This is a genomic window from Sphingomonas yantingensis, from assembly GCF_014199325.1.
GTDB classification, from domain to species: domain Bacteria; phylum Pseudomonadota; class Alphaproteobacteria; order Sphingomonadales; family Sphingomonadaceae; genus Sphingomonas; species Sphingomonas yantingensis.
In genome coordinates, this window is the sequence record NZ_JACIJJ010000002.1 from 306,808 (window position 1) to 325,101 (window position 18,294).

Annotated in this window: 11 protein-coding genes; 5 read left to right on the forward strand and 6 right to left on the reverse strand. The window is 68.0% G+C overall.

The window, feature by feature from the left end; genetic code table 11:
* Nucleotides 1–5 precede the first annotated feature (5 nt).
* The 4 genes from FHR19_RS07720 to FHR19_RS07735 form a co-directional block, all read right to left on the reverse strand.
* Entirely contained in the window at nt 6–1,157 is a 1,152-nt protein-coding gene (locus FHR19_RS07720; protein WP_425505952.1) for a glycoside hydrolase family 43 protein, read from the reverse strand.
* 87 nt (nt 1,158–1,244) lie between these two features.
* Nucleotides 1,245–2,255, reverse strand: coding sequence for a glycoside hydrolase family 43 protein (locus FHR19_RS07725; RefSeq protein ID WP_184026642.1), 1,011 nt, complete (start codon nt 2,253–2,255; stop codon nt 1,245–1,247).
* A gap of 58 nt (nt 2,256–2,313) precedes the next feature.
* Entirely contained in the window at nt 2,314–3,318 is a 1,005-nt protein-coding gene (locus tag FHR19_RS07730) for a cupin-like domain-containing protein (protein WP_184026644.1), read from the reverse strand.
* Nucleotides 3,315–4,004, reverse strand: a complete 690-nt coding sequence (locus FHR19_RS07735; protein ID WP_184026646.1) for a SapC family protein — start codon at nt 4,002–4,004, stop codon at nt 3,315–3,317. Before FHR19_RS07735 ends, FHR19_RS07730 begins: the two co-directional genes overlap by 4 nt.
* Nucleotides 4,005–4,187: 183 nt before the next feature.
* Between FHR19_RS07735 and FHR19_RS07740 the strand changes: the two genes are divergently transcribed.
* On the forward strand, nt 4,188–7,145 hold the full coding sequence (locus tag FHR19_RS07740) for a TonB-dependent receptor (RefSeq protein WP_246359397.1): 2,958 nt from the start codon (nt 4,188–4,190) through the stop codon (nt 7,143–7,145).
* A 61-nt stretch (nt 7,146–7,206) separates the two neighbouring features.
* Nucleotides 7,207–8,754 (forward strand): tryptophan halogenase family protein, encoded by a 1,548-nt coding sequence (locus tag FHR19_RS07745; RefSeq protein WP_184026648.1) that lies wholly within the window; start codon nt 7,207–7,209, stop codon nt 8,752–8,754.
* A gap of 48 nt (nt 8,755–8,802) precedes the next feature.
* Here the strand turns inward: FHR19_RS07745 and FHR19_RS07750 are convergent, their stop codons facing one another.
* Nucleotides 8,803–11,148, reverse strand: coding sequence for a glycoside hydrolase family 95 protein (locus tag FHR19_RS07750; RefSeq protein ID WP_184026651.1), 2,346 nt, complete (start codon nt 11,146–11,148; stop codon nt 8,803–8,805).
* An 80-nt stretch (nt 11,149–11,228) separates the two neighbouring features.
* On the opposite strand from FHR19_RS07750, the gene FHR19_RS07755 reads away from it, so the two are divergent.
* The 3 genes from FHR19_RS07755 (at nt 11,229) to FHR19_RS07765 (ending at nt 15,705) form a co-directional block, all read left to right on the forward strand.
* Nucleotides 11,229–13,172: a sialate O-acetylesterase gene (locus FHR19_RS07755; RefSeq protein WP_246359398.1), complete on the forward strand. Its 1,944-nt coding sequence runs from the start codon at nt 11,229–11,231 to the stop codon at nt 13,170–13,172.
* A complete protein-coding gene (locus FHR19_RS07760; protein ID WP_184026654.1) occupies nt 13,169–14,272 on the forward strand; it encodes a Gfo/Idh/MocA family protein in 1,104 nt (367 codons plus the stop codon). The genes FHR19_RS07755 and FHR19_RS07760 overlap by 4 nt, the downstream gene beginning before the upstream one ends.
* A 68-nt stretch (nt 14,273–14,340) precedes the next feature.
* The gene (locus FHR19_RS07765; protein ID WP_184026656.1) at nt 14,341–15,705 is read left to right on the forward strand and encodes an L-serine ammonia-lyase; all 1,365 of its coding nucleotides are present in this window, start codon (nt 14,341–14,343) and stop codon (nt 15,703–15,705) included.
* 133 nt (nt 15,706–15,838) lie between these two features.
* On the opposite strand, the gene FHR19_RS07770 is transcribed toward FHR19_RS07765, so the two are convergent.
* Nucleotides 15,839–18,094, reverse strand: coding sequence for a glycoside hydrolase family 3 N-terminal domain-containing protein (locus tag FHR19_RS07770; protein ID WP_184027636.1), 2,256 nt, complete (start codon nt 18,092–18,094; stop codon nt 15,839–15,841).
* Nucleotides 18,095–18,294 lie beyond the last annotated feature (200 nt).

The window sequence follows — 18,294 nt, forward strand, 5'->3', positions numbered from 1 at the left end:
TGCCCTTACTTCACGAACGGGTCGATGGTCTGGATCGACCCGTCGGGATTGTATTTGAGCTCGGTCATCTTGACGTTGCGCAGCCGCGTGTCGCCCGACAATTGGACGTCGTGGTAGAACAGCCACCACTTGCCCTTCCATTCGACGATCGAATGGTGGCTGGTCCAGCCGTTGACGGGCTTCAGCACCACGCCGCGATAGGTGTAGGGGCCATAGACGTTGTCGCTGGTCGCATAGACGATGTTGTGCGTGTCGCCGGTCGAATAGCTCAGATAATATTTGCCGTTGTACTTGTGCAGCCACGACCCCTCGAAGAAGCGGCGCTGCGTATCGCCGCCGAGCAGTGGCTTGCCCGCCTCGTCGACGATCTTCACGTCGCGCGGGGCCTCGGCGAATTCCATGAGGTCGCCGTTCATCTTCGCGATCTTCGGCGAAAGCGCGGGCTCGTTCGGCTTTTCGAGGTCGGTCTTCGATCCATTCGGATCGTATTTGCCCGTGACGTTGCGCTGAAGCTGTCCGCCCCAGATGCCGCCGAAGATCAGATAGCTTTCGCCGCCCTGATCCATGAACAGCGTCGGGTCCATCGAGAAGCTGCCCTTGATGGGCTCGGGGTTCGCCTTGAACGGGCCGACGGGCGACTTCGACGTCGCGACGCCGATGCGGAATGCGCCCTCCTTATCCTTGGCCGGGAAATAGAGGTAATAGGTGCCGTTCTTGAATGCGGCGTCCGGCGCCCACATCTGCTGGCTGGCCCAGGGCACGTCCTTCACGTCGAGCGCGACGGGGTGGACGGTGGTCTTGCCGCCCGGCTCGTCCATGCTCAGCACACGATAGTCGCGCATCTCGAAATGGCTGCCGAGGTCGTCCTCTTTGGCCGGACCGTCAATGTCGTGGCTGCCATAGACGTAGAGCTTGCCGTCCCCCCAGACATGGGCGGAGGGGTCGGCGGTGAAGATCTCGGTCGTCAGCGGCTGCGACAGATATTTGCGGCCATCGGGGCCGGTCGCGTCGGCGCTGGCGTTGGTCGTCGGCACCTCGCCCGCGGCGGCATTGTCGGCGGCGGCGGTGTCGTTGCCCGCTTGCGGCGCGGCGCCCGAGCAGGCGACGAGGGCAAGCGCGACGGCGCTCACGGCAAGGCTAAGGGGGGCTCGCATCATTCATCCTCTCCTGTCTTGCGGTCGCTGCCGCATCGCGCCATCGATAGCGCTAACATGGGCGTCGCGCCAGTGCGTTTCGGTGGCGGCTCAACGAACCCTGGCGTCCGCCGGGGCAGGGGCGGTCACGCCCGCGACGGTGTGCGGTACCCGCTTCAACGTACCGTCCGCGTTGTAGCGCAGGTACTCGGCGGTCACTGCGCGCCGACCGATCGAGCCGTTCTGATCGCCGATCGCGAGCGCGGCGTTGTGCATGAAGATATACCAGTTCCCCTTGAACGCGGTGATGCCCGGATGGATCGTGAAGCTGTACTTGCCCGAATCGGCGAGCTCGCCGCGATAGGTCCATGGCCCCTTGATCGACGGCGCGGTCGAATAGGAGATGCGCTCGTCCCGATGCTTCGACCGGTCGAGCGAGGCATAGGTCAGGTAGTAGAGCTTGCCGCGCTTATGCAGCCACGGCCCTTCCTCGAAATGCGGGGGCGTGATCTCTGTGATCTCGCCGTCGATCTCGATCATGTTGGGCTTGAGCTTCGCGATATAGGCCTGGCGGTTGCCCCAGGCGATGTAGGTCGCGCCGTCGTCGTCGGTGAAGACGGTGGGGTCGATATCCTCCCAGCTATGTGTGCCCTTGGGCGTCATCTGATTGGTGATAAGCGCCGATCCCTTGGCATCGCTGAACGGGCCGGTCGGCCTGTCGGACACGGCGACCGCGATCGCCTTGCCCGGCGCCGTGTCGTCATGCTCGACCGCGGCATAGAACCAGAACTTGCCGTGCTTTTGGATGGTCTGCGCGGCCCAGGCGTCCTTCTTGGCCCATTTGAAGTCCTTGACGTTCATGATCGCGGGATGCGCCTGCCACGTTTTCATGTCCTTGGTGGACCAGACGAGCCATTCCTGCATGTTGAACATCTCGTCGCGCTGGGCGACGTCGTGGCCGGTATAAAGATAGAGCGTGTCGCCGACGACCAGCGGCGCGGGATCGGCGGTGAAGACCGTGCGAAACAGCGGGTTCGATCCCGGCACGGTGCCCATCCGGTCCTGCGCAAGGAGCGGCGTCGTCAGGCAGGCAAGCGCGGCGATCGCGACGCGGACGGACATTCGGACCTCTCCCCCGATATTCGATAGGATCGTCACTCTAGTCCGACAATTGCCGCCGTCAACGACGCAGCCATTGCATCACCATCGCGCGGATGCGGCCGCGATTTTCGGCGAGCGGGCCCAGGATGCCGTGTCGTTCGGGCGGCAGGTGGTCGAGCGGATGGCGGTCGGGCCGAAAGATATAATGGTCGAAGAACGCCCGCCACGCCTCCCGCTCCGGCAATGGGCGCTCGGCGATCGTCGTCATCGCCAGCAGCATTGCGGTGAACGGATCGTCGGGGCCGGACGGATGCGCATCCCACCAGTAATTGACCAGCAGGTTGAGGTCGCCCGTCGCCTCCACCTGATGCCACCAGAGCTTGGGCAGGTAGAGCGCATCGCCGGGTTTGAGTTCGGCCACCAGCGCGCGATCCCGCCAAGCCTCGAACCGCGGCCATTGCGGATCGCCGGGCGAGGAGCCGACCGCCAGACCCACCGGCTGGCCCGCCATCGTGTTGTCGATCGGCCCGACATAGAGGTCGCCGATCGCCTCCGGCGGGAACAGCGTGAAGCGTCGGCGCCCGGCGACGCAGACCGCCAGATTGTCCAGGCGATCGTGATGACAGGCGACGGTCGAGGCGGTGCCGAGCCAGAGGCGCGGACCGGCCCGCTCGGGCAGCCAAGGCATCGGATGCGCGGCGGCGAAGGCGGGGAAGCCGACCTCTGCCGGGATGGAGCCGAGGTAGAAACTGGTACCATCCACCGCCTCGCTGCCGATCGCGGCGATGGCCTGCGGCAGCGGCATCGAGCGGCGCTCGAAATTGAAGCCGTCGAGGCCGGGGGCGTAGAAATAGCGGCCGGCGATCTCGGGCGTGCCCACGAAAAGCTCGGCGGAGACCGGCGCGGCGAATTCCGCAAGTGCCTCGATCAACGCCGAATTACCCGCTGCGGATGCCTTCAGCACCGGCCCGTCGGCAACCGCGCCGCGCAGCACGACCGGGCGACACGGAGCGACGACCGCCGCCTCGAACGCGGCCCGATCGGCCAGCGTCCCCGCGTCGATCGCGGCGACTCCCTCGCTCATCCCGCCGTCAGTCGGGCGTTGCGGATGCGCGCGAGGCGGCCGAGCTGGCGCACCGATTGCGCCATAGTGAAGGCGGCCTGAAGGTGCCCGGCGCGCAGCAGCGACAGCGCCGCGGCATCGTCCAGCTCGCCGATCGCATCGAGGCTGACGGTATAGAGCCCGGCCAGCGTCAGCCGCTCGCCATCGTCGAACTTCAGGTCGACGTCGATGGGCTCGATAAGCTTGTGCGACAGGCAGGCGTCGATGAACGCGCGAGTCGCATCGAGCCCCACCTTCAGCCGGCCGAGCGACTGCGCCATGCCGGCCAGCGCGGGGGAGGGGGCGCCGTCGCTGCCGAACATCGGCTCGCCGGCGGCGTCTGCGAAGCGCGGATCGGCGGGGTCGATCGCCACCTGTTCGTCCACCACGTGAAAGCCGCGGCGCTTCCAGTCGAGCGGCTCGAACAGGCCGGCCAGGTCGTCGCGGGTGACGAGCGGCGGCTCCTCCGGCTTCAGCCCCAGGATCGCGCCGGCATAAAATTCGCCGGTCGATTCGGCGCGAGTGACGAAGATCGGGGCCAGCGTCGCGGCGCTGGCGAACTCGTCCAGCACGATCTGAACGAAGGGCGGCGGTGCCCCCTCGACCGGCCCCAGGTGCAGCCCGGCATGGTCGTTGGCATTGAGCAGTTCCAGACGCTGCGCGGTCATTCCAATCCCTCTCCCCCGCCGTCCTTCGGATCGGCGGCGATGATTTAGACCGACAATTGCGATTGTCGCCAGCCAAAAAAGCCTATAGGATCGCGTTGTCCGACCCTCATGTCGGGCCGTGGGTCCGATCCGGTGAACGAGCGGACGGCCCCGCTAGATAGATGCGCGACGGGAGAGGACAGCATGAAGGGATTTGCCGAGTCGGCGTTTGTTACCGGTATCAGTGGCGGCGCGATGCGCCGCCTGCTCACCGGCGGCGCCAGCATCGCCGCGATCGCGTGCGCGACGCCGCTTTGGGCGCAGGATCAGCAGGTTGGCAGCGAGACGACGGCCCCCGCCCAGGGTGAGGCCGTGCCCGACGCGGACGCCAATGCCGAGGACATCATTGTTACCGGTATCCGCGGTTCGCTCCAGCGCAACCTCGACATCAAGCGGACGTCGCCAGGCGTCGTCGACGTGATCTCGGCCGAGGATATCGGCAAGTTCCCGGATTCGAACGTCGCCGCTTCGCTACAGCGTCTGCCGGGCGTGTCGATCAACCGTTCGGGCAATCGCGGCGAGCCTCAGGGCATCACCGTTCGCGGCTTCGGCGGCGATTTCAACGAAACGCTGATCGACGGCCGCCGCCTGTCGACCGCATCGGGCGGTCGCTCGGTCGACTTCACCACGGTCGGCGCGGACTTCGTCGGCCAGCTCGCGGTCTACAAGACGCCCGACGTCACCGTGTCGTCGAGCTCGATCGGCGCGACCGTCAACATCAGCTACCCCAAGCCGTTCGACAAGATGGGTGAGCGCATCGCGATCACCGCGGGCGGCTCGCTTCAGGACAAGGCGGGCACCTTCGTCCCCACCGTCGGCGCGCTGTTCAGCAAGACGTTCGCCAACGACACGATCGGCATCCTCGGCAGCGCGATCTACACCCGCCGCGATACCGAGACGAACCGCGTGTTCGTGTCGGGTTGGCAGGGCGGCTTCTACGCGCCGTGCCAGTTGGCCGGATCGACCGCCGCGGTGTGTCAGCCGACCGCCGACCAGAACTCGGCCGCATGGGCGACCCCGACCAACCGCCGCAACATCACCGGCTGGTATCAGCAGCAATACGGCGCCGACCAGCGCTACACGAAGGACGAGCGGCTCGACGGGCGTCTCGCGCTCCAGTGGCAGCCGTCGGATGCGGTGCTGCTGACGATCGACGACAACTATTCGCGGCAGACGGTCAACACGAACATCGCCGGGTTCGGCATGTGGTTCAACCAGGACCAGCTGCGCAACGTCACGCTCGACGAGAACGGCACGACGGTCGACTTCCGTCAGGCGGGGACGCCGACCGACTTCACCGGCGCGATCGACAGCTCGCTGCTCGAGACCAACCAGGTCGGCGCCAACCTGAAGCTTCAGGCGACGCCCAGCCTGCGCTTCGAATTCGACGCCAGCTACTCGCTGTCGAAGCTCAACCCCGATGGCCGGATCAGCAGCGACAATGCCGATGTGGGCTATGGTGGCCTGCTCGGCACGACGCTGGGCGTCGCGGTGACGGGGGACAGCAAGAACAGCTTCCCGGTGCTCAACACCTTCGGCCCCAGCGGCAATACCGCGCGCTGGACCGACACGTCGGTGATCGGGAGCCACGTCACCGTCCGCACGGCGCAGCAGAACCGCGACGAGGTGGTACAGTTCCGCGCCAACGTCGTCTGGGATCGCGACCAGTTTAGCCTGAAGGCAGGCGGCATGTACCTCGAGGATCAGTACAGCCTCGCCGGTCGCAACACGTTCGTGAACAACTATTGGCAGGCTTATGCCGGCTACGGCGCGCCTTCGGGTCAGGGCGGCGGTGTGCTGATCCCGGCCAATCTGCTGGCGAACCGCATCCCCACGGGCAACTGGATCCCCGGTTTCGAAGGCTCGCTGCCGCCCGAGCTGATCGCGATCAACCCGTTCCTCTACCAGAAGTATCTGGAAGGGCTCGGCAATCCGCAGACGCAGAATATTCCGGGCTTCAACAACGGCTGCTGCACGCCGCCGTTCACGGGAACGTTCGACCTTGCACTCGACCCGGGCCGGCAGAACATCCAGGAAAAGACCTATGCGGCCTATATCCGCGGCGATCTGAAGGGCGATCTGGGTGGGATGGCGTTCCGCCTGAATGCGGGTCTGCGCTATGAAAAGACCGACATTGCCTCGTCGGGCTTCGGTCGCTTGCCGACTTCGATCGTCACCAGCACGACCGATCCGACGCTGCTGACGGTGATCTTCACGCCGGAACAGTCGGTGACGACCAACAGCAGCTACGACTATTTCCTGCCGAGCCTCGATGCGAAGCTGGAACTGACCGACACGCTGCACATCCGCGGCGACGTGTCGCGGACGCTGACGCGGCCCTCGCTCAACGTGCTGACCCCGGTGCTCAACATCGGTGTCGGCCAGCGCCGCGGCGCGCTGACCGCGACGGGCGGCAACCCGGCGCTCCAGCCGTTCCTGTCGTGGAACTACGATGCCGCGGTCGAATGGTATTACGCCCGCAACTCGTACTTCGCGGTCAACGGCTTCATCAAGGACGTGTCGAACTTCAACGTCGCCGGCGCGCAGCAGCAGACGATCAACGGCGTGATCGACCCGACCACCGGCAACCCGGCGGTGTTCGTCGTGTCGCAGCGCGTCAACGGACCGAGCGCGACGGTGCGCGGCGTCGAAATCGCGTGGCAGCAGGTGTTCGGCGATTCGGGCTTCGGCTTCAACGCCAACGCGACCTTCGTCGACACGAACAAGCCGTATGACGAGACCGACCTATCGACGACCGGTTTCGCCGTGACGGGCCTTGCCAACTCGGCCAACTTCGTCGGCTTCTACGACAAGAACGGGTTCCAGATCCGCGCCGCGGTCAACTGGCGCGACAAGTATCTGTCGCAGTTCGGCCAGGCGCAAAACAACTCGGCCTTCGGCGCGGAGCCCACCTTCGTCAACGAGGCGATCCAGGTCGACCTGTCGTCGAGCTGGGATATCACGAAGAACTACAGCGTGTTCGTCGAGGCGCTGAACGTGTTCGACGAGGTGCAGAGCACGCACGGCCGGTTCTCGAACCAGCTCCTCGACGTGTTCGCCTATGGCCGCCGCTTCACCGGGGGCGTCCGCTTCCGCTTCTGATCCCCTACTGGGGCCGGGCATCACGGCTTGCCCGGCCCCATCTTTTTCCAGAGAATGGGTCATGGCCGGACCGATCCGAAACATCGTCATCGTCGGCGGCGGCACTGCCGGATGGCTGACCGCGGGCGTGATCGCCGCGCGGCACCGGCCACGCATCGAAGCGGGGACGTTCAGCGTGACGCTGGTCGAATCGCCCAACGTGCCGATCATCGGCGTGGGCGAGGGGACGTGGCCGACGCTGCGCTCGACGCTCGCCAAGATGGGCGTGAGCGAAACCGACTTCTTCCGCGAATGCGACGCCGCCTTCAAGCAGGGCGCGAAGTTCCAGCGGTGGACGACGGGTGCGGAGGGCGACGCCTATTACCACCCGCTGATGCTGCCGACCAATTTCCAGCATCTCAATCTCGTGCCGCACTGGCTGGCGGCGAATGACGACGAGAGTTTCTGCGACGCGGTCTGTCCGCAGGGGCGAATCTGCGACGACGGCCTCGCGCCCAAGACGATTACGACGCGCGAATGGGATGCGGTCGCCAATTACGCCTATCACCTCGATGCGGGGAAGTTCGCCGATTTCCTGACGCGGCACTGCACCGGCAAGCTGGGCGTGCGCCATGTGCTCGCCGACGTGCAACAGGTGGTTCAGGCCGAGGATGGCGACGTCACGCACCTCGTCACCGAACAGGCGGGGACGATCGAGGGCAATCTGTTCGTCGATTGCACCGGGTTCAAGGCGCTGTTGATCGGAGAGGCGATGGGCGTGCCGTTCCGGCCGCTGAAGGACGTGTTGTTCTGCGACACCGCGATGGCGGTGCAGGTGCCGCACGAGACGCCCGATGCGCCGATCGCCTCGCATACCGTCTCCACCGCGCAGTCAGCGGGCTGGATCTGGGATATCGGCCTGCCGACGCGGCGCGGCACCGGCCATGTCTATTCGAGCGCGCATGTCGACGACGAGACGGCGGAGCGGGAGCTTCGCGCCTATCTCGGGTCCGCTGCCGACGGGCTGTCGGTGCGCAAAATCCCGATCCGCGCGGGGCACCGCGAGGTGTTCTGGAAGCGCAACGTCGTCGCCGTCGGGCTGGCGGCGGGATTTCTCGAACCGCTCGAGGCATCGGCGATCGTGCTGATCGAATTGTCGGCCAAGCTGATCGCGGAACAGATGCCCGCGCGGCGCGAGGTGATGGACACGATCGCCCGCCGCTTCAACGAGACGACGAGCTATCGCTGGGGCCGGATCGTCGATTTCCTCAAGCTGCATTACGTGCTGACCAAGCGGACCGACACCGACTTCTGGCGCGACAATGTGCGCAGCGAGAGTATTCCCGACCGGTTGGCGCACCTGCTCGAGCTGTGGCGCTGGCAGTCGCCCTGGTTCAACGACGAGTTCGACCGGGTGGACGAGGTGTTTCCCGCGGCGAGCTATCAATACGTCCTGTACGGCATGGGTTTCCGGACCGAGGTCGAGCCGGTGACGCTGGGCACCGACGCGCGGCTGGCCGAACGCGCGCGGCGCGAGAATCGCGTGCAGACCGAAAGGCTGCGCGCCGGCCTACCGCGGCATCGCGACCTGATCGACCGGATCAAGGCGCAGGGGCTGAGCGCGATATGATCTAATAGCGCCGTACCCCGGCCTTCGCCGGGGTGCGGCGCGGCGGCCTTAAGCGAAATCCCGCGCCGTCAGTCGCACCGCACGCCCCGGCGTCAGGCGCACCGTCTTCGCCTTGTCGCCCAACATCACCCGCCGCTCGCCCGCGATTTCGCTGCGCAGCAAGGCGCTCGCTAGCCGGCCGCCGCGCCAGGTGAGGTCGAGTATCCCGCGGCCCTTCAGCCGCACGCCGCTGACCGAACCCTGCGGCCACGCACTCGGCAATGCGGGGAGCAGGAACAGCGTGTCGCCGCGATCCTGCACCAGCATTTCGAGCATCCCCGACGCGCCGCCGAAATTGCCGTCGATCTGGAACGGCGGGTGCGCGTCGAACATATTCGGGTATGTCCGGTCCGGCCCTAGCAGGAAGCGCAGGATGCGATGCGCATGGTCGCCGTCGCGCAGCCGCGCCCACAGGTTGATGCGCCACGCCGTCGCCCACCCCGTCGCCTCGTCCCCGCGCAGTTCGAGCGTCCGCTTGGCCGCCGCGGCGAGGGCGGGCGTGGTGTCGGGCGCGATCTGGTGGCTGGGATAGAGCGCGTAGAGGTGCGAGTGATGGCGGTGCTTGGGCTCGGGCACCTCCATGTCCCAATCTTCCGCCCATTCCTGCAACTGCCCGGCCTTGCCCACCTTGTCGGGCGAGAGGCGCGCGCGTGCCGCCGCCATCGCCCGGGTGCTCTCGTCCTCGCGGCCGAGGATGCGCGCGGCCTCGCCGACATGGTCGAACAGGTCGCGCAGCAGTTGGTTGTCCATCGCCGGCCCGGCGCAGACCGCGGCGCCAAACGGGTGCTGGTTCTCCGGGCTCATCGACGGATTGGTCACGAGGTGCCCCAACTTCGGATCGCGCTGGAGCGTGTCGAGGAAGAACAGCGCCGCGCCGTGGATGACCGGATAAACGCGCGCCAGATACGCACGGTCCTGCCCATATTCCCAGCGATACCAGAGGTGCATCGACAGCCACGCGCCGCCGGTCGGCCACAGCCCCCATTGCGGCCCGTCGATCGGCGCCGACGCCCGCCAGATGTCGGTATTGTGGTGACAGACCCATCCGCGCGCGCCGTACATCTCGCGCGCCGTCCGAGCGCCCGTCACGGCGAGTTCCTCGACCATCCGGATCAGGGGTTCGGTTAGTTCGGGCAGGCCCGTGGGCTCGGCCGGCCAGTAGTTCATCTCGGTATTGATGTTGACGGTGTATTTGCTCTCCCACGGCGGGGTGGGCAGGTCGTTCCAGATGCCCTGAAGGTTCGCAGGCTGCGTCCCCGGCCGCGATGAGCCGATCAGCAGGTAGCGGGCGTAATCGAAATAGAGCGCGGCGAGCGCCGGGTCGTCCCCCGTCCGCATCGCCTCAATCCGCTTGTCGGTGGGCAGGGCGGGGCCATCGCCGAGGTCGAGGCGCACGCGGTCGAACAGCCGGCGATGCTCGGTGGTCGAGGCACGCTCGATCGCGGCGAAGGGCTTGGCGGCGGCGCTCGCAATCTGGGCCTTGGTGAGCGCGGTGGGATCGGCCGTGAGGTCGTCGAAGCGGCGGAAATTGGTGGCGATCGCGATCAGCAGCGTGACCGCATTCGCGCCCGACAGCATCAGCGCGTCGCCCGCCGCCTCGACCCGTCCGCCCTCGTTCAGGACATGCAGCCGCGCCTCGAACCGGATCGCGCCCGGCCTCCCGTCATGCGGGTCGCCGGTGCCCGACAGGACTAGCGTGTCGCGCCCCTCCGCCGCGACCCTCCACGTCTTGAGCGGGCAGGTGAAGCCCAGCCGCGCGGCGATCGCGCCGGGCAGGTCGGCCTCGATCCGCACCGCGATCACCTGATCGATCGGAGAGGCGAGCACGCGGCGGCGATAGGTCACGCCGCCCGCGGTCCAGCGCGTCTCCGCCACCGCTGTGCCGAGGTCGAGGCTGCGGCGATAGCCGGTCACCTGCGTGTCGGCGCCGGCCATGTCGATCATCAGGCTGCCCGCGGTCTGATAGGGCGGCTGCTTGAGCGGGATCGCCATCACGTCGGCGGAGGCAAGCTTTTCCGCCTCGGCGTACTTGCCCGCGAAGATGAGTTCGCGGACCTTTGGCAGCGCCCCTTTCGCGCGCGGATTGACCGGGTCCTGTGCCGCGCCGGCCCAGATGGTGTCCTCGTTCAGTTGCAGCCGCTCGCTCGCGGTCCCGCCGAACACCATCGCGCCGAGCCGGCCGTTGCCGACTGGCAGCGCCTCGGTCCATTTCGTCGCCGGGGCGGTGTACCAGAGCTCGCGCGGGTTCGGTTTTGCCGGCCGCTGCGCCGCCGCCGGCAGCGCGAGCGCCGTCGTGGCGGTCGCGGTCAGCCCGAGCGCGCCGCGCCGGGTAAAGCCTTGCGCGTCCTTCGCCATTTTCGTCCTCTCCCCGGCGCTTGTTGGCGCCCTGGGGCCATGATAGCGATATCAGAACTTAAAAGAAGAGAGGGTGAGGGATGAAGAGGTTCCTGGCGCGGACGGGCGTTGCGGCGGTGCTGCTGGCGGGCGCGGGGGCGGCATGGGCCGATCCCGTCATCCTCACGCCGATGAGCGATCACGCCGTCCTTCAGCGCGGCGCGCCGATCACCGTCACCGGCCGCGCCGACCCGGGCGAGGCGATCACCGTGCGGCTGGGCAATGCCCGCGCGTTCGCGAAGGCGGGCCGCGACGGCCAGTGGCGCGCGGTGCTGCCGGCGATGAAGGCGGGCGGGCCCTACACGCTGACCGCGACGGGCAAGGTGACTACCGCCACCATGGCCGACCTGCTGATCGGCGACGTCTGGCTCTGCTCGGGCCAGTCGAACATGGAGTTCGAGACCCACAAGACGCTGAACGGCGACGGCATCATCGGCGGCTCGGCCGACGACCGCATCCGCCTGTTGTCGATGGAGCACAAAGTCGCGTTCTCGCCCGACACGTCGCTGACCCCGCGCCCCGCCTGGGTCGCGGCGGCGCCCGACAGCGTCAGGGACTTCTCCGCCGCCTGCTACCTGATGGTCAAGCAGCTCGCCGCCGATCGCAAGGTGCCGATGGGCGCGATCGATTCGAGCTGGGGCGGGACGCAGATCCGCCCGTGGATCGCCAGCGCCGATGCCGCCCCGCTGCCCGGCAATGCCGAGGATGCCGCGCTGCTCGAGCTTTACCAGCGCGATCCGGCGGCGGGGGCGGGGCACTTCGCCGAACGTTGGGGGACGTGGTGGCGTGGGCTGAGCGGCGACGCGGCGGGGCAGGAGCCGTGGAACGCCCCCGACCGCCGCCAGTGGAAGCCGGTGCCAAAGGCAAGCTTCTGGGAGGAGTGGGGCGTGCCCGACCTCGCAAGCTTCAACGGCACCGTCTGGTTCCGGAAGACCGTCGACCTGCCCGCGGTGGGCGGCGACGCGGTGCTCGACCTTGGCGGAATCGACGAGCTCGATACCGTCTGGGTCAACGGCGTGGCGGTGGGATCGAGCTTCGGCTGGGGCAGCCCGCGACGCTATCCGGTTCCGGCGCGGGCGCTGAAGGCGGGGCGGAACGAGATCGTCGTCGCGGTCACCGACACCTATGGCCCCGGCGGCATGAACGGCCCGGCCGCGGCGATGACGCTGACCCCCGCGGGCGGCGCGGCGATCCCGATCGGCAGTGGCTGGCGCTATAGCATCGCGACCGAGCCCGGGGCGGGCAGTCCGCCGCGCACCCCTTGGGAAAGCCATGCTGGCCTCGCCACACTCTACAACGGCATGATCGCGCCGCTCGGCCCGATCGCATTGAAGGGCGTCGCCTGGTACCAGGGCGAGAGCGACGTGGGCAAACCCGGCTACGACAAGCGCATGGCCGCGCTGATGGCGGGGTGGCGGCGCCAGTTCGCCTCGCCCGACCTGCCGTTCCTGATCGTCGGCCTCGCCGACTATGGCGCACCGCGGCTTGCCCCCGCCGACAGCGGCTGGGGCGTCGTGCGCAACGAGCAGCGGCTGGCGGCGAAGAACGACGCGCACGCCGCGATCGTCACCGCGATCGACATCGGCGAGCGGACCGACATCCACCCGGCGAACAAGAACACGCTCGCGCAGCGCCTGGTCCGCGCCGCCAATGTCGTGGCGTACGGCGACAAGGGCGCGGCGTCCGGCCCGCTGATCGAAAGCGCGGCGATGCAGGGCAGCGATGTGGTCGTCCGCTTCACCGGCGTCACTGGCGGCCTTCATGCGTGGAGCGCGGCGGGGCCGATCGGGTTCGAGCTGTGCGGCGGCGGCGCCTGTCGCTTCGCTGAGGGCCGAGTCGAGGGCGACCGCGTCATCCTGCGGGGCGACGGCAAGCCAGTGACGAAGGTCCGCTACGCCTTTGCCGACGCGCCCGTCGTCAACACCTTCGACGAGGCGCCCTTGCCCGTCGTGCCGTTCGAGATCGAGTTGGGAGCGACGCCATGACGAACGACACCACCCGGCGCGAGGCGCTGATCGGCATCGGCGCCGCCGCGGGCCTCGCGCTGCTGCCGCAGGCCGCATGTGCGCAGCCGGCGCGCAAGATCGGCTATGCGATCGTCGGCCTCGGCAATTACGCCACCAACCAGATCATGCCCGCCTTCGCCAACTGCAAAGACGCGCGGATCACCGCGCTGGTCAGCGGCACGCCCGAAAAGCTGGCGAAGTACGGCGCGCAGTACGGCGTGCCCGACAAGAACCGCTACAGCTACGCCACCTTCGACCGGATCGCAGACAACCCGGACGTCGACGTGGTCTACGTCATCCTGCCGGTCGCGATGCATCCCGAATACTCGATCCGCGCAAGTCGCGCCGGCAAGCACGTCATGTGCGAGAAGCCGATGGCGCCCACGTCGCGCGAGTGCGAAGCGATGATCGCCGCGGCGGCAAAGGCGGGCAGGAAGCTGATGATCGGCTATCGCAGCCGCTTCCAGCCGCACAACGTCGCCGCGATCGACTTGTGCCGGACGAAGGCGATCGGCGACCTCCGGATGATCCGCACCGCCCACGGCTTTCCGATCCAGCCGAACCAGTGGCGGCTCGACCGGAAGATGTCGGGCGGCGGGTCGATGATGGATATCGGCATCTACAGCCTTCAGGCCGCGCGCTATCTGGCGGGGGCCGAGCCCGTCGAGGTGACGGCGGTGGAAAGCACCGATCGCCGCGATCCCCGTTTCGCCACGGTCGAGGATCGGGTGGACTTCACGCTCCGCTTCCCCTCGGGCCTGCTGGCGAGCTGCATCTCCAGCTACAATTCGAACCACAACGAATATCGCGCGATCGGAAGCGAGGGCTGGGTCGAGCTCGAACCCGCCACCGCCTATCGCGGGCAGGCGATGCGCGTCCGCAAGGGCGGGGAGACTAGCACTCCCAATATCGACACCAGCGGCCCCGACCAGTTCGCGGGCCAGCTCGACCATTTCGCGCGATGCGTCCGCGACAACCGCATGCCGATCGTACCCGGCGAGGAGGGGCTTCGCGATATCCGCATCATCGAGGCAATCTATCGTTCGATGCGGGAGAAGCGTGCGGTATCGCTCGCCTGATCGACAGTAACAGTTGATACGGTTATCCTCCCCCTGCCGCCCAAGCGGCGCGGGAGAGGGAGGCGGCATTGGTCGCGAGCGTTTTCGACCTGTTCAAGATTGGCGTCGGGCCGTCCTCCTCGCACACGATGGGGCCGATGACCGCGGCATGCGATTTCGTCGAGGCGCTGGATGGCGCGCCGGTCACGCGGCTGGTGGTCGATCTCTACGGCTCGCTCGCGCTGACGGGGCGGGGGCACGCGACCGACCGCGCGGTAATGCTGGGGCTGTCGGGCTGTCGTCCCGCGACGGTCGATCCCGACGCGATCGACGGCATCGTGGCAAAGGTCGAGGTCGATCGGACGATCGTCCTGCCCGATGGCCGCGTGGCGGCGTTCGATCCGGCGAGCGACCTCGGCTGGCGGATGTTCGAGCGGCTGGACTTCCATTCCAACGCAATGCGCCTTGCCGCCTATGACGCCGAAGGCGCGCTGATCGAGGAGCGCACCGTCTATTCGATCGGCGGCGGCGCGGTGATCGAGGCGGATGCGGTGCGCGGCAATGCGGCGCCCGCGATGATGGACGACCCGCCGCACCCCTATTGCTCGGGCGTCGAACTGCTCGTGCGCGCAAAGGAACTGGGTTCGATCGCCGAGGTGCAGCGCGCCAACGAACTGGCGGCGATCGGTGAGGATGAACTGTCCGAACGGCTGGACCGGATCGCGCAGGCGATGCGCGACTGCATCGACCGGGGGATGCGCACGCACGGCATCCTGCCCGGTGGCCTCAAGGTCAAGCGGCGCGCGGCGGCGGGGTTCGAGCGGCTGATGGCGCGGCGCGAGATGATGCTCGCCGATCCGCTGTCGGTCATCGACTGGGTCAACCTCTGGGCGCTGGCGGTGAACGAGGAGAATGCCGCGGGCGGCCGCGTCGTCACCGCGCCCACCAACGGCGCGGCGGGGATCGTGCCCGCGGTGCTGCGCTATTATGAGCGGATGGTGCCCGGCGCGAGCCCACGCGGAACCGAGGATTTCCTCCTCACCGCCTCTGCCATCGGCAGCCTGTTCAAGGAAAACGCCTCGATCTCCGGCGCGGAAGTCGGCTGTCAGGGCGAGGTCGGCGTCGCCTGTTCGATGGCCGCCGCGGGCCTTTGCGCGGTGCTCGGCGGCACGCCCGAGCAGGTCGAGAATGCGGCCGAGATCGGCATGGAGCATAATCTCGGCCTCACCTGCGACCCCGTCGGCGGGCTGGTGCAGGTGCCGTGCATCGAACGCAACGCGGTCGGCGCGATCAAGGCGATCGAGGCGGCGCGGCTCGCGCTGCTCGGCGACGGCACCCATCGCGTCAGCCTGGACGAAGTGATCGAGACGATGCGCAAGACCGGCCTCGACATGGGCGAGAAGTACAAGGAGACTGCGCAGGGCGGGCTCGCGGCGAATGTGGTGGAGTGTTGAGCCTCTGATCCTCCCGGCTACGGGGAGGTGGCAGCCGCAGGCTGACAGAGGGGGCGGGCCGCGAGCGCGGCGCCTGGTGCAATTCCCCCTCCACCGCCTACGGCGGTCCCCCTCCCCCTGACGGGGGAGGATTCTAGGCCAAAGTAAACTCGCCCGACACGCCCTCCGTCTCGGCAGAGGGGGCGATCCACACGCGGAACCTGCCCGGCTCGACTATGGGTTTCAGGTCGGTGCCGATGAAGGTCAGGTCGGCGCGTTTCAGGGTGAAGGCCACGCGCTGCGAGGCGCCGGGGGCGAGGCGGACCTTGCGGAACGCCTTGAGCTGCCGCACCGGCCGGGTGATGCTGGCGGTGACGTCGCGGATATAGAGCTGGACGACCTCCTCGGCCTCGCGCGTCCCCGAATTGGTGATCGTCGCCGCGACCTCGATCTGGCCGCCGGCGCTCAGCGTCGTACCGCGGCCCTCCAGCCCCGCATAGGCGATCTTTCCATAGGTGAGCCCGTGCCCGAACGGGAAGCGCGCGCGGTTCAGCGTCTCGCGGAAATGCGCCTTGTACGGCTCGGGCTTGTCGCCGGGATTGGGGCGGCCGGTCGACTTGTGCGCGTAATAATAGGGCGACTGGCCGCTCTCGACCGGGAAGCTGACGGGCAGGCGCGCCGACGGGCTTTGCACCCCGAACAGGATGTCGGCGGTCGCCGACCCGCTTTCGGAGCCGAGGAACCACGCCGCCAGGATCGCCGGCGCGTCGAGCACCGCGCCGTGCAGCGCCAGGCCGCGGCCGTGACGCAGGACGACGACGATCGGCTTGCCCGTCTTCGCGACGGCTTCGGCGAGCGCCATCTGCGCGGGCGGTACGACGATATCGGTACGCGACTGCGCCTCGCCCGACATGTTTTGCGCCTCTCCCACGGCTAGCACGACCACGTCGGCCGCATTGGCCGCCGCGACCGCCGCCTCGATCCCGCCGGGCAGCGGCTCGGTGATTCCCGAGCCGTCGACCGCGGTGACGAGCGACGCGTCCGAAACCGACGCGCGCACGCCGGTCAGCAGGTCGGTCGCCTCGGCATCGGTGCCATAGACGTTCCACGGGCCGATCAGCTCGCGCTGGCCCTGTACGAACGGGCCGATCAGCGCGATCCGCTTGCCGCTGCGGGGGAGGGGCAGGAGGTCGCCGTCGTTCTTCAGAAGGACGATCGACTTCGCCGCCGCCTCGCGCGCCAGCGCCAGATGCGCTTTCGTGCGGATGCGCGTCTTCTCGCGCCGCGGGTCGATGCGGCGGAAGGGGTCGTCGAACAGGCCAAGCTTTTCCTTGAGCGCCAGCACCCGGCCCGCCGCCTCGTCCAGCCGCGTCATCGGCACCTCGCCCTTGGCCACCAGGTCGGGCAGGTGGCGGATGTAGAAGCCCGACTGCATCGACATGTCGACCCCGGCAAGGAAGGCGAGCTTCGCCGCTTCCCGCTCGTCCGCGGCATAGCCGTGGTCGATCAGCTCCATGTCGCCGGTATAGTCGGAGACGACGAGCCCGCCCCAGTTCCACTCGCGGCGGAGCAGGTCGGTCAGCAGCCACTTGTTGGCGGTGGCGGGCACGCCCGACAGTTCGTTGAAGCTCGCCATCGTCGTCGCCGCGCCGGCAGCGAACGCCGCCTCGAACGGGGGGAAATAGATGTCGCGTAGCGTCCGTTCGGACACGTCGACGCTGTTATAGTCGAGGCCGGACTCCGCCGCGCCGTAGGCGGCGAAATGCTTGGCACAGGCGGCCATCGCATCGTCGGCGGTGAGGCCCCTGTCCCCCTGGAACCCGCGCACCCGCGCGGCGGCCATCAGCCGGCCGAGCAGAACGTCCTCGCCCGCGCCCTCGATACCCCGGCCCCAGCGCTGGTCGCGGGCGATGTCGACCATCGGCGCGAAGTTCCAGTCGATGCCCGCCGCCGACGCCTCGACCGCCGCCGCGCGCGCGGTACGGCGGGCGAGGTCGGGGTCGAAGCTGCCCGCCTCGGCCAGCGGCATGGGGAAGACGGTGCGAAAGCCGTGGATCACGTCGGCGGCAAAGATCAGCGGCACCTTGAGCCGTGATTCGCGCACCGCCGCGGTCTGCATCCGCTTCGCCATCGTCGCGCCGTTGCCGTTGAACACGCCGCCCAGCCGGCCCTTGCGCGTCTCTTCGAGCTGGCCCTCGAAGTTGCTGCTGGCACCCGCGGGGTTGAGCGTCGTCGCCGCACCGCCGGCCCAGGCGGCGGCCATCAGCGTCACCTGACCCGCCTTTTCCTCGACCGTCATCTTCTCGATCAGGTCGCGGACGCGCGCGGAAATGCCGCCCTCGGTCGCCTGCATCATCAATGCGCGCGCGGGCGAGGACGCCCATGCCGCCGCCGCGCCCGCGCCGATCATCAGGGTGCGGCGGGACAGGGTAAGTGCTTGGCGCAAGGCGCATCTCCTCTCGTTTCGGGCGGCCGCTAACACAGGATAGCGCGCCCGCTGAATCAATCTTGCACCGGCTCTTAGAGTCTTGTAACCGGTTTCAGCAAGAGGGGCGGACGAACGGGTCCGCGTCCAAATGCCAAACAAGGGTTCGGGAAGAGGATCGCCGC

Coding starts and splice junctions, on each gene's coding strand:
- FHR19_RS07720 (WP_425505952.1), bottom strand. CDS start 1,157: ATGATGCGAGCCCCCCTTAGCCTTGCCGTGAGCGCCGTCGCGCTTGCC.
- FHR19_RS07725 (WP_184026642.1), bottom strand. CDS start 2,255: ATGTCCGTCCGCGTCGCGATCGCCGCGCTTGCCTGCCTGACGACGCCG.
- FHR19_RS07730 (WP_184026644.1), bottom strand. CDS start 3,318: ATGAGCGAGGGAGTCGCCGCGATCGACGCGGGGACGCTGGCCGATCGG.
- FHR19_RS07735 (WP_184026646.1), bottom strand. CDS start 4,004: ATGACCGCGCAGCGTCTGGAACTGCTCAATGCCAACGACCATGCCGGG.
- FHR19_RS07740 (WP_246359397.1), top strand. CDS start 4,188: ATGAAGGGATTTGCCGAGTCGGCGTTTGTTACCGGTATCAGTGGCGGC.
- FHR19_RS07745 (WP_184026648.1), top strand. CDS start 7,207: ATGGCCGGACCGATCCGAAACATCGTCATCGTCGGCGGCGGCACTGCC.
- FHR19_RS07750 (WP_184026651.1), bottom strand. CDS start 11,148: ATGGCGAAGGACGCGCAAGGCTTTACCCGGCGCGGCGCGCTCGGGCTG.
- FHR19_RS07755 (WP_246359398.1), top strand. CDS start 11,229: ATGAAGAGGTTCCTGGCGCGGACGGGCGTTGCGGCGGTGCTGCTGGCG.
- FHR19_RS07760 (WP_184026654.1), top strand. CDS start 13,169: ATGACGAACGACACCACCCGGCGCGAGGCGCTGATCGGCATCGGCGCC.
- FHR19_RS07770 (WP_184027636.1), bottom strand. CDS start 18,094: ATGATCGGCGCGGGCGCGGCGGCGGCATGGGCGTCCTCGCCCGCGCGC.